Genomic DNA, 11976 nt, shown 5'->3' on the forward strand with positions numbered 1-11976 from the left:
TATAGCCGATGACGGCTGGTTTCGGCGGCTTGCTGGCCGCGTTCGGGGCGTTTTGTTATGCGCTAAGTTCCGTTGCCATCGCCAAGAGCTCACAGTCCGTTCAGGGCCGGGGAAACGACGTGTTTCTGTCGGTTCTGATGACGGCCCTGGTTTCAGGCCTGCTTTGGCTGGCGATAGGGTCGCCGTTTCCAGCCTATGGAGAAGCGGCGCTCATCGGGGTTGGCTATTTTGTTCTTGCCGGCTTGCTGGGAAATGTGCTGGGCCGGCTAACTCTTTTCCGGTCGGTTGAGCTGGCCGGGGCGGTTGAGACAGGGTTCATTCGGAGACTGATCCCTGTGTTCGCTGCGATCTTTGCGTTTCTGCTGCTCGGCGAAATCATCACATCGACAATCGTGATTGCCTTTCTCCTTGTCACAGGAGGCGTTCTGATCATGATGGCGAACACTCCTTCAAGACCGACTGCCGTCAGGTCCGTACCAGAGCGCACGACCAAGGAAAAAACCGAAGGGCGTGTAATGGCGTTTAGCTCTGCAGCAGGTTACGGAGGATCATTCGTCGCTCGAAAACTGGCAATGCAGACGCTTCCGGACCCGCTTGCAGGCGTTTTTATCGGAGCGGTGACCGGATTGGTTTGCTTTGGCGCCTCCGCGGGCTTTCGTTTCCGCAATTGGTCCACATTCATGTTGCGCATACATAAGCCAACCGGCTGGCAATTGCTTGCGGGCAGCTCGATGACACTGGGTCAGGTGGCATTGTTCTTTTCGTTGATGTTCACCAATGTAACGGTGGTCGCGATAATTTCTTCGGTCGAGATGTTCTTCGCAGCCTGGCTGGCCGGTCACGTTTTCAAAACCGAGAACCGGCCGGGTTCCAGATTCTACTTTGCTTCGATACTGGCCGGAGCCGGCGTGATAATATTGGCTGTCGCCCCGTAATATATTTTGCGTTCCTGAATTGCCTGTGGATCGGGGCAACGACAATCACGAGGAGAGGTTGTCGATCAGTTTGTCCATTGCTTTGAAAAGCTGGGCAAGCTCCTCTTCTTCGAAGCCCTTCGATGCGTGATCGGCCGCAACCCTTGCGGATTTCATGACCTGGTCGATTTTCTCCCGGCCTTGATCCGAAAGGCGAACGACAACGACACGTCTATCTTTCGCACTTCGTTCGCGCAGCAAGAGATCTCTCTTGTCAAGTTCATCCAGAACGCGCGTCGAAGAAGCCTTTTCGATGCCCAGGATCGCAGAAAGCTCGGATTGGGTAAGGCAAGTTTCTTCCCGCAGAACTCTGAGATGAATGTACTGCGCCATGCTCAGTTTCGAATCGATCAGCTGCTTCTGCAACAGCTTGCCATAGAGATGATAGGCCAAACGAAGCGATGCTCCGAGGCCGCGTTTGCGGGAGGGGGACTGAACCTGGTCGATGTCGCGGAGCCTTAACTTAGAGTTCTTATATTATTGACAATGGTAGCATGCGTCTTATAGTAAGGCAATCTTACTATTTTTGGTGAGGCAGCCTGGCAATAAACGGAGGAGCTCTTAATGCCGGAAAAACTGTTGTGTGCATCGTCGGACCTCAACGACACGACCGCCAAGATCTGCGAGATCGAAGGTGTCGAGATCGGCGTTATCCGCCACAAAGGAAATGTCGTCGCATATAAAAACGTGTGCCCGCATCAGGGTGGCCCCGTCTGCGAAGGGCTCAAAATGCCCAAGGTATGTGTCGAGTTTGACGACCAGCAACGCGCTCTCAGGCAGAACTTCGACGATAGCGAGATGCACTTCGTATGCCCCTGGCACGGCTGGGAGTTCAAAATGGAAACAGGGGAAGCGGTAGGCGATCCGAAAATTCGCCTTAAGCGCTACAAAGTGACCGAACGGGATGGAGGTATCTATGTCGAGATTTGAAAAAGTAACACCGGAAACCCCGGCGCTGAACGTATCGGTCAACGAAGTCCTGGGCGCGCTTCGCGCGCTTGAAACCAGTCAACTGAGCTCCGCGCAGTTGCAGGCGCTATTTGCGGAAATCGTGACCGCGTTTGCGAAAATGCGGGAAAATGACAAGGAATTCTCTGCGTTCCCGGAAAACAACGACGTTTCGGCGACGGATGTTGCGGTTGCCGCGACAGGAATTCTCGAGGCTGCCGATGTGGCGGTATTCGAGCTGGGTATGTGGCAGACGCTGAAACAATAAATTTTATGGGAGTGAGATAATATGTCTCTTACATCGAATACCATGAGCTTCGGTTCGGATAGCGACCCCGCGATCAAGGAGTTCAATACAACCAAACTTTTGAAAAATGCGAGAAAGCAAGCAGAGGACCGGAATTACAAAGATTTTTTCATTTGTGACGTGGATAGCCACCACTATGAAACGGAAGCTCTTCCCGAGATCCTGCAGTACATGGACGACCCTGTCATGCGGCACCTTGGTCTGTCCGCGGGAAATGTGGGGCGTGCAGGCCTGATCCCGCAAGCGATCGGCTCTCAGGACATGGCGGGGCGCGTGACACGCTATGCCGGGCGTAACAAGGAAATTGTTCCCGAGAAGCCGCATCGCGACATTACCCTCGCGCGACGTTGGATGGATGCGATGGGGGTCGATATGGCCTGCCTGTTTCCAACACCGATGTTGCTGCTTGCGACCCACCCGCAGGTCGAAGTCGAGGTTGCGATGGCCCGCGCCTATAACCGCTGGCTTTGTGAGCGTATCCTGGAGGAAGATAAACGCATCGTCTCGATGGTCTACCTTCCAATGAACGAACCGCATGAAGCTGAAAAGATCATTGACGAGTTCACCGAGCGGAAAGGAGTCGTAGGATTTCTGTCAACCGGTTATTTGAAACGCCCGGTGCATGACAACGCGAATATGCGTATCTATGCCAAGCTGGAAGAGCACGGTATGCCGCTCGGTTTTCATGCGGCCTATCATTGGGCGGATACATCTCTCGCTCAGCTCAACAAGTTCATCTCGGTTCATGCTCTTGGGTTCAGTTTTTGTAATATTATTCACATGACGAACTGGGTGTTGAATGGTATGCCTGAGCGCTTCCCTAAGCTGAACACCATGTGGATTGAGAGCGGGCTTGCATGGATTCCTTTCCTTATGCAGAGATTGGACAATGAATACATGATGCGCACATCGGATGCGCCGCTCCTCAAGAAGAAGCCAAGCGATTACATGCGTGAGATGTTCTATTCCTCACAACCCATCGAACTCGTGGACAACAAAGAGGCCCTCGAGGTCACATTCAAGATGATGAATGCGGAAACACAATTGCTGTATTCCTCTGACTATCCGCATTGGGATATGGATTTGCCCAGCACCATCTATGACATTCCCTTTCTGGATGAGGCGGCAAAACGCAATATTCTGGGTGGAAACGCGCAAAAGTTGTTTAACCTGGATCCGGTCATGTCCGAGTGGAAGCAAAACGCGTAAAAGAACAAGCGTATCCTGCGTTCGAAGAAACGCAGACAAGATGCTCTTACATATTAGGATCGACGGACGTTCAACCGAGTCCGGTCGGATGTCCGTCGATCTGGTAAGAACGCTGTGTGGTTTCGAATGCTGCGGAACAGCACCGATGAACCGCGCGGAAACCTAGGCCTGTGACCTGTCTCCTTGAATGGCCGTTTGCCAGGGCTAAAGGGGCAGGTTACGATCAGGGACCCTTGCGGAAAGAGGTCGGGCTCCGATGTGGCCGTTCTATCGGCGCGCAAGCCTAAAAAATCAGCTCTCTAACTTGGCGCCAAGTTTCTTTGATACCGTAGCAGCGGTCTTGCGCAATTTTGCGGCGACGGAACTGTCGGTTTCGGTAGAGATCGTTTTGGTGACGCCGACTACCGTCAGGGCAGCGGTAATCGAGTTTTCCCGATCAAAAACAGGACAACTCAGCGAGGAAATTGACGGAACGACTAAACCGACAGCCTCGGAAATGCCTCGCTCGCGCGTTTTTTTCAGCAATTCGTCAATTTTTTTCCGCGTCCCAAGGCCTGCTTTCTCCAGGGAAACCATGTTTTGACGAAGCTCGGCTTCAATCATGGGTTCGATCTTTTCAGGCTCGGAGTATGCGGCAAATATTCGACCGTTGGAGGAGGTCAGGAGCGGCAGCACAGAGCCTACATTTACAGATATACTGACAGGTGCGTTACTGGGCACCCATCGTACGAGAGTCGGCCCGAAATTGCCCCATACGGACAAAGAGGTGGTTTCACCCGTTTCGTCTCTAAGTTCGATCATGTGAGGATGGGCGATCTCCAACACGTTCAGGCGTCGGATCGATGCCAGGCCAAGATCGAGCGCCAAAGGGCCAAGATCGTACAGTCCCGTGTTTTCATCCTGGACGATCAGACCGGTTGCGACATAGCTGGCGAGATAGCGATGCGCTTTTGCCGGCACCATTTCAGCGGCCTTGGACAATGCTGTTAAAGATATAGCATCGTTTCTTTGAATTAAAACTTCCAGAAGTCTTGATCCAACGACTACAGACTCGATTCTCTGTCGACCCGCTATCTTCTGCACCAAATACTTCTCCTTTTCACACCGATGCCACAAGTCGAACATGTACAGATATAAGCTACTGGCCGAGGCCGGGAAAATTTACGATATGATTTAAGCAACTTTTCCCTTCCGGCGGGATTCGATTTGGTTGAAGTAAACCACGGTAGGCAGCTGACCGCCATGGTGCAGGGTTATCGCACGATGCTCTAAGCGTATGCCAGTTCATAAGAGTGAACAAAGCTGGAGCCTGCCGCGCACCGGCAAATCAAGTAAAGCCGGGCGCCGGATTTCCATGGGCCTTCGAAACACCGAGCCCATCCAGCCGATCAAACCTTCTGCCCTGGGGCTTGGGAGTGCCGGCGTTCGGCCGTTGGCAGCTTGACATCTGGCTCATAAGACACATCGGCTACTGCTGGCTGCAGGATGAGCATCGTTTTAATATGCTAAATGAGGTTACTGGACAAAAGAGCCCGAAGTGTCGCGTATTTCCGGGATATCAAATACATGGTGTCTGGGTTGTCGGGCTTTGGTCCCACCGGCATCGTGGTGCAGACTGCGAGACGGATCTGGCACATGCCTGCGAAATCAATCGGGTTAGTGCGACATGAATACCGGTACCTTGGTTGACCGTATCAGTTCATGGGTCACGCCGCCAAACAGATCTTGTGAGAACTTGCTGTGCTCATAGGCACCCATCACAACCAATTTAGCGCCAATTTCGGCGGCTGTTTTTTGGATCGTTTTTGCAACGCTGTTGGTAGGTTTGGGGCACGCTATTTTTTCAACGTTAACGCCGTGCCGTTCCAAGTGGGTAAAAATGTCCGTTCCTTCAGGAAAGCTCGGCAATATGTCACCCACCGTCAGCAATGAGACCTTTCGGGGCCTTTCTTCAAGGATATTCATTGCGTCATTCAATGCTCTGGCGGCGGCTCGCTTGCCATCCCAGGCGACAAGCGTATGACTGCCCAACTGTTCTGCTTCGAATTGATCGGGAACAACAAGAACAGGCCTGCCGCTCTGCAGCGCCAACAGATCCGGGCTAACGGCGCGAAATTCGTCTGTCGGCAACTTGGGTTGACACCCTGTTACGACAAAGTCGAAGTTTCGGGCAATTTCAGGCAACGAGAGATTGCCAACTGTTTCGGGCATGAGGAATTGAGCCCGATCTGTCAGGCCTAACGAATTGGTAACGTCTTCGAATAGCTCGTGTGACGATTCAATTTTGGCATTTCTCACCACGCCTAGTTTCTTGACCAGATCTTCTGTCAGTCCCAATACCTGATCGAAAAAAGAAATATCGCTTCCGTACACTCCAGTTAACCATGCATTGTGCTTGGCGGCGATTTTTGAGGCGTGACGAAGACTGCTTGGGAAGCCGGAGGTGCCTGAATGTACAAGCAAGATATTCTTGATAGTCATGTTTGCCTCACGATTTCAGAACGCTTAAGGCGCAGTAGCAGAGAATAACATAGATGTCTAAGATTATTGAATTGATATGAGCGATCGCAACCGGGAGGGAATATATCTCACCTGCTGATCTGGCATGCTTCGATGCGCCCGGTATGCGATTGGGTTCAACGGGTTCAGCCCTACCTGTTTTGACAATTACTCTTCAAGCTCGCCACAGTCGGCCGCATGGCTCGGATCCCATGTTGGCGATGCGTCACGCCCGGAGCGTGAGAGGGAGAGTGCGACCGGACGGATATGAGTCGGTGCGGTTGAGAGAATACTGCACGGCTCGATCCCGTCCCGCTCTCCCAAGGTCTTCCCAATGAACATAACTTTCCCTTCCGCAGTGGCGCCTTCTGCCGCTCCGTTTCCGTCGTTCCGCGATCTTCGTGGCGGCGCAGTTCCTTCCATCGCATATCGACCGAGGCGAACGCATCGACACCGCCCCGCTCCGTTCTGCGATGGAAATCGCCTTCGATGCCTCCGACGCCAGCGGCGCCTGGGACTGGAAGATGGCCTACGAGACTTGCGAGGGGGCAACCGTTCTCTTCCTGCGCAAATACGGAAAGGCGCTTTTCCGTAAAGCCGGGTCTCAGGATTTACGGCTTTCCACCCTCACCAGGATTGCGGATCTCCTGCCAACGCAAACGGGTGGATCGGAGGAAAGCCAGACCTTTCAGCAATTCTCGACGCCTATTCCGCTTGGCCTTGCGGTTCTGACGGCAGCGGCGGTCGGGCCGGACGATCTGGTGCTCGAACCTTCGGCAGGCACCGGCCTTCTCGCCATCCTTGCCGAGATCGACGGTGGATCCATGGTCCTGAACGAACTTGCCGAGACACGCGCAAACCTGCTCGCTCGACAAGAACGCGGGGCGCCCTTACCGTCAACGCGCGGCGCACGAGCTGGCCGCCTACAACCGCCTCAGGCTGCTTGATGCCCTGCGCGAATTACTGGAGCTCGGCGGAACCATCCTCCGGCCAGTTGGCGCATAGATGATGGGGGCCGATGATGAGCGTACCATGCACTGTGCGACATAGACCTTGAAACCCTCGCCTGTCTCACCGACAATTCCGCACCGCGGGCCGCCTGCCGTTGTGGCCCGATCAGCCTCAGATATCTCCGGAAGTTGGTAATCTAACGCGGCTTGCTGGGACATTGTACATTCTCACCATTGTCGACCATCGCAATTGACCGTCCGCACTCAGAAACGGGATGCTGTCACCCGTTGAGTTTGAACGGCAGCAGGAAATGAACTCCGAAGGCGTCTAGAAAACGCGGGGCTATTCAGATATCGCTTCATCGTCTGTTTCCTTCAATTGGGAACAGACTAACCTCAAAACGAGGATTTTTCAGGGGAGCATGTATGAACTGCCTTCCCCTGCAAGCGATTTGTCGATGCACCGTTGACCCTGCTTCTATGTATTCGGTCTGTTTGTGAGGCCATTCGATTTGCCTCTGACCAAGATGGGAAGTCGCGCGTCCTGTGTCTCGTTAGCTCATCGGCACTCGAGAGCCATGCTCCCCGTCAGACTTACAGAACGCCGATTGGTCGTTGGTCCATCTCCTTCTCGCCCGCAGTTTCCTTTGTCTTTTCGTCTCGCCCGGATTTACGAACCAACCAACGCAGTGGCTCGGTATCGCTCACCTTTCGTCAAAACGGCCCAGGCAATCCGCGCCATCTTGTTGGCCATAGCCACCGCGGCGACGTTCACATGCGTTCGCTCTTTCAGACCATCCGCCCATCGCGTTATCGGCGACGTCCTGTTCTGCACGAGGTGAAGCACCGTTCGTGCTCCATGGATGAAGAGCTTGCGCAAGTAGCGATTTCCATGCTTCGAAATGCCGATCAGCTTTGCCTTTCCACCCGTTGTGATTTGTCGTGGAACGAGCCCGAGCCAAGCTGCAAGATCGCGGCCTTTGCTAAAGCTGCTTCCCGTGCCGACGGCCGCGACGAGAGCTGAGGCGATCGTCGGACCAACGCCGGGGATCTCCATCAGTCGCTGCATGTCGGCGTCGGTTTTGGCCAGCGATTTGATCTCGGCATCCATGGCAGCAACCCGCCGGTTGATCTCGCCCAGCTCAGATGCCATGTCTGAGAGCATCAAGACGATCCGGGGAGATAGATCGACGGTGCCCTGCGTCGTCAACTTTGTCAGCTCTTTCTGGAATACGTGACGGCCTGTGCCGACACGGATGCCGCGTTCCATCAGAAAGCCACGCCCCTGATTGATCAGTCGAGTTCTGTCTGACACCAGACGTTCCCGCGCGCGGTGTAATGCCTGGAGGTCGAGCTGTTCTTCGGATTTGATTGCGACGAATGACATGGTCGGTCGGGTGGCGGCTTCGGCGATCGCCTCCGCATCGCGGTCGTCATTCTTGTGAACCTTCACATAAGGTCGGACATACAGCGGCGACATCAATCGGGGCTCATGCCCATGTTCGAGGCAGAAGCGCCCGATGTGATGTGCGCCCCCGCAGGCTTCCATTGCGACAATACAGCTTGGCAACTCCGCCAAGAAATCCAGCAACCGGAATCGTTGGAGGCGTTTGCGAAAAACTACAGCGCCGCTGGCATCAAGCCCCGCAAGGCTACAAACCGACTTGCCCAGATCAATCCCAAGAACCGTGATGTCCATCAGAATGCTCCTTCTTCTCCACCAATACGCGCAACAATAGCTGCGTCTCGGTGGGAAGGCAGTTCATCCCATTAGGTCAAGAGCTACGTGTCATTGATCAGCATGTGACCGTCGAATCGGTTGATCATGCCTCGACCGGAGCTTTCGTTTAGCGAAAACCGTTTCAAAAACCGTTTCAAATCTTCCAATTGAAACGGTGCAGTGTACGTAACTCATTGAAAAGATTGGTGACCCCGACAGGATTCGAACCTGTGACCCTCAGATTAGGAATCTGATGCTCTATCCTGCTGAGCTACGGGGCCCTGTCGGAGCCGATTAGCATGATTTGGTGCCGTTGGCGACCCCCGAGTGGACGCATGGCGTGCGCAGGTCTTCCTGGTATCCACGAGCGGGTGACAAGGACGGGAGGCAATCGCGATTTTTGGCGAAGCTGTCTTGGACTTGCCGTATTCCATGCTTAGCACAGAAATTCATCGTGACCTCATTCTCAGCTTTGCCTGTGCCGTCTTGACCGAAAGGCGTCCTGGGAAAGGGGTGCCCCTTTCAATGGCTGAGGGAATGACCTGTGCCGTTCAGGCTGGGAAAATTAGGCATGATGGTCCGGCTGGCGCTTTTGCCCGCGGCTGCTTTCAGCGGCGGAACGGCGCATGCGGCCGGGCCGGCCAAGGCCGGCGACGGCGATGCGCTCGCGGCCTGCGATGTCCGGATGGAACAGGCCGAGGCGGTTGTCCCCGGCACCGGCGAGCCGCTGTTCCTGTCGGCCGATGGCACAAGATATTTTGCCAGCGATGTACGGTTTCCCGGGCGCGGCGGTGAGCACATGGCTCCGGTGTCGCGGAACGATCTGTCGGCAGACAGCGATTTTGCGGCGGTTCCCGCGGGTCCGCCAAACCGCTGGGGACTTGTGCCCGCCTGGATCGTGCTCCGCGAAGCCGGTGGTTCGCACCTGTGGCAGGCACGCCAGCTGGAAGCGGGGCACGCGCTGTTTGCACCGGACCGCGCGACGGCGGATTGCGCGGACGCGTTGCGCCGTGCGGAGGGGCGGGCGCGGCGCGCGCATGCGGGCATCTTTGGGCGAAAACGTGCCGGACCGATCTATTCCGCGGCCCGGCCAGGGACTTTCAAAGAGACGGCTGGGCGCTATGTCATTATTCGTGGGCGTATTGTTTCTCTTGGAAAAACCGCCCGTACCCGTTATCTCAATTTCGGAAAATACTGGAAAACGGATGTGACGGGGACGTTGAATGCCTCCGATGAGGAGGACTTCAATGCAGCGCTGGAACGTGCCGGGTGGTCACTGGACGCGCTGGCCGGGCGATACGTTGAAATGCGAGGCATTGTGGAGCACAGGGACGGGCCGCTGATCGCGCTTCGTCACCCGGAACAACTGGTGGTACTGGACGACAAAAGGGCAGGACGTGACGGCCAAGGCAACAACTGATCTCCGTCGCAGGGCGCCTTCAGGGGCGCGTCATGACGCGGGCCGTACGCGCCTGCGCTGCCGGTTGCGCGCGCTGGTCGCGGGTGCCGCCGCGCTCCTTGTCGCTTCCTGCCAGCTTCTGGGCGACGGACCGACCGTCGGAACGGTGGTTCCGGGCACGTTGCGTCCCAACCTCGCCGGCGATATCGGCGAGCGGGAACATCCGCGTGTCGTGGCCACCTATGGCGGCGTCTACAAGGACGCCGGCGCGGAGCGGGCGGTGGCGAGCGTGGTCGGACGGCTGGTCGCGGCCTCCGAGGACCCCTCCCAGAGCTACAAGATCACCATCCTGAATTCGCCGGCGATCAACGCCTTCGCCCTGCCGGGCGGCTATCTCTATGTCACCCGCGGACTGCTGGCGCTGGCCAATGACACGTCCGAGGTGGCGGCCGTCCTCTCGCATGAAATGGCGCATGTGACCGCCAGCCATGCCATCAAGCGCCAGCAGCGCGCCGAGGCCAAGCAGTTGGCCAACCGGATCCTGACGGACGTCGTCCAGGATTCGGAGGAAGCCCGCAAGGCGATCATATCCTCGCAGCTGTCCTTTGCCCGTTTCAGCCAGGTGCAGGAACTCGAGGCAGATGCCATCGGCGTCAAGACGCTGGCCAAGGCGGGCTTCGATCCCTACGCCGCAGCGCGTTTCCTGCGGTCGATGGCGGCCTTCGCACGGTACCAGTCGGCGGACAAGTCCGGGTCCTCGGCGCCGGATTTCCTGTCCTCGCATCCGTCGACACCGGAGCGGCTGCAGATCGCCGTGCGTTCCGCCCGCCAGATCGGCGCGCCCGGCATCGGCGAACGGGACCGCGAGCGCTATCTCAGCCAGATCAACGGCATGCTGTTTGGCGACGACCCGCTGGAAGGCTTCGTGCGCGGCCGTTCCTTCCTGCACAAGGCGCTCGGCATCAGCTACACGGTGCCCTCGGGCTACATCCTGGAAAACACGCCCGAAGCGGTGCTGGCCAGCAATGGCGACGGCACGGCGATCCGGTTCGACGGTGCGGATGTCAGCGGCTATTCCAGCCTGCGCGATTACATGAATTCGGGCTGGATCAACGGCCTTTTGCCTGAAAGCGTGCGCGAGACCACCATCAACGGCCTGCCGGCCGTAACGGGTGCCGCGATCACGCAGGGCTGGTCGTTCCGGATCGCGGTCGTGCGCATCGGCAAGACGGGTTACCGGTTCATCTTTGCGAGCCGTTCGCCCAATGACGGGTTCGACCGGGATTTCCATGCCACCGTCGACAGTTTCAAGCAGCTGTCGCCGACCGAGCGTGCGCGCCTGAGATCGCTCAGGATCAAGGTCGTCCAGTCCAAGGCGGGCGACACGCCGCGCAAGCTGGCCATCGGCATGAGCGGTGTCGAGCCGTCCCGCCGGCTGCAGTTCTTCTCGATCCTGAACGACCTGAGCGCGGACAAGCCGATCCCGCCGGGCACGGCGATCAAGCTGGTGGTGGATTAGGGCCACGGGCTTCCCAGGAGCGAGCCAGCATGGACAGTCCTTACAATCACGGCCTCCTCCTGAGTCTCCGGCCCGAAAGTGATCCAGGACGCAGCTTTCATCGTTCCTGGCACGAACTCGCCCTTCCCGGTTGTCATCCCCGCGAAAGCGGGGGCTCAGTAACCTCGCGAATCCGCTTTATAAATTTAGACCTAACCTCACGGAGTCCTGGTTTCGCTTTCGCGGCAATGACAAATGTGAGTGAAACATTCGCCCCGGCGCTCCCAAGACCAATCTACAAAAATTCAAACAGACAAGGATCGGCTGCCCGCTCTTTTGGGGCGTTCATGCCCGGTCCTTCGAGACGCCGCTGTCGCGGTTCCTCAGGATGAGGCTGCGGGTTTGATGGACGTGGTGCAGGAAGCCGCGCAAAAAGGGGAGCCTCCAAGGCTCCCCGTGTCAGCGGTCGTGC

Annotated in this window: 10 protein-coding genes, 1 tRNA gene and 1 pseudogene; 7 read left to right on the forward strand and 5 right to left on the reverse strand. The window is 56.5% G+C overall.

Annotation, left to right across the window (positions count from 1 at the left end; all coding sequences use genetic code 11):
• Positions 1-8: 8 nt before the first annotated feature.
• A complete protein-coding gene (locus tag O6760_RS08905) occupies positions 9-935 on the forward strand; it encodes a DMT family transporter (RefSeq protein ID WP_152505214.1) in 927 nt (308 codons plus the stop codon).
• Between the two features lie 45 nt (positions 936-980).
• Here O6760_RS08905 and O6760_RS08910 read toward each other — a convergent pair whose 3' ends face one another.
• Positions 981-1367 (reverse strand): MarR family winged helix-turn-helix transcriptional regulator, encoded by a 387-nt coding sequence (locus tag O6760_RS08910; RefSeq protein ID WP_209009887.1) that lies wholly within the window; start codon positions 1365-1367, stop codon positions 981-983.
• A gap of 171 nt (positions 1368-1538) precedes the next feature.
• Between O6760_RS08910 and O6760_RS08915 the strand changes: the two genes are divergently transcribed.
• The 3 genes from O6760_RS08915 to O6760_RS08925 are packed head-to-tail and all read left to right on the forward strand — an operon-like array spanning position 1539 to position 3438.
• Positions 1539-1904, forward strand: a complete 366-nt coding sequence (locus O6760_RS08915) for a Rieske (2Fe-2S) protein (RefSeq protein WP_152505215.1) — start codon at positions 1539-1541, stop codon at positions 1902-1904.
• Positions 1891-2190, forward strand: a complete 300-nt coding sequence (locus O6760_RS08920; protein WP_152505216.1) for a hypothetical protein — start codon at positions 1891-1893, stop codon at positions 2188-2190. Before O6760_RS08915 ends, O6760_RS08920 begins: the two co-directional genes overlap by 14 nt.
• 21 nt (positions 2191-2211) lie before the next feature.
• On the forward strand, positions 2212-3438 hold the full coding sequence (locus tag O6760_RS08925) for an amidohydrolase family protein (RefSeq protein ID WP_152505217.1): 1227 nt from the start codon (positions 2212-2214) through the stop codon (positions 3436-3438).
• A 291-nt stretch (positions 3439-3729) separates the two neighbouring features.
• Here O6760_RS08925 and O6760_RS08930 read toward each other — a convergent pair whose 3' ends face one another.
• Positions 3730-4521 carry an IclR family transcriptional regulator gene (locus O6760_RS08930; protein WP_173013798.1) on the reverse strand — a complete coding sequence of 264 codons (792 nt, stop codon included), beginning with the start codon at positions 4519-4521 and terminating at the stop codon, positions 3730-3732.
• Between the two features lie 573 nt (positions 4522-5094).
• Positions 5095-5919 carry a universal stress protein gene (locus O6760_RS08935; RefSeq protein ID WP_209009888.1) on the reverse strand — a complete coding sequence of 275 codons (825 nt, stop codon included), beginning with the start codon at positions 5917-5919 and terminating at the stop codon, positions 5095-5097.
• Positions 5920-6271: 352 nt separating this feature from the next.
• Here O6760_RS08935 and O6760_RS08940 point away from each other — a divergent pair.
• A pseudogene (locus tag O6760_RS08940) lies at positions 6272-6806 on the forward strand (methylase); the annotation flags it as partial.
• A gap of 751 nt (positions 6807-7557) precedes the next feature.
• Here O6760_RS08940 and O6760_RS08945 read toward each other — a convergent pair.
• Together O6760_RS08945 and O6760_RS08950 are read right to left on the reverse strand one after the other, a co-directional pair.
• The gene (locus O6760_RS08945) at positions 7558-8586 is read right to left on the reverse strand and encodes an IS110 family transposase (protein WP_152505219.1); all 1029 of its coding nucleotides are present in this window, start codon (positions 8584-8586) and stop codon (positions 7558-7560) included.
• A gap of 225 nt (positions 8587-8811) precedes the next feature.
• Positions 8812-8888, reverse strand: a tRNA-Arg gene (locus O6760_RS08950).
• A gap of 293 nt (positions 8889-9181) precedes the next feature.
• Between O6760_RS08950 and O6760_RS08955 the strand changes: the two genes are divergently transcribed.
• Both O6760_RS08955 and O6760_RS08960 read left to right on the forward strand, forming a co-directional pair.
• Entirely contained in the window at positions 9182-10027 is an 846-nt protein-coding gene (locus O6760_RS08955) for a hypothetical protein (protein ID WP_269585040.1), read from the forward strand.
• Positions 10028-10079: 52 nt separating this feature from the next.
• On the forward strand, positions 10080-11525 hold the full coding sequence (locus O6760_RS08960; RefSeq protein WP_269586236.1) for a M48 family metalloprotease: 1446 nt from the start codon (positions 10080-10082) through the stop codon (positions 11523-11525).
• The last annotated feature ends 451 nt before the right edge of the window (positions 11526-11976 follow it).

This window comes from Roseibium sp. Sym1 (assembly GCF_027359675.1).
Taxonomy (GTDB): domain Bacteria; phylum Pseudomonadota; class Alphaproteobacteria; order Rhizobiales; family Stappiaceae; genus Roseibium.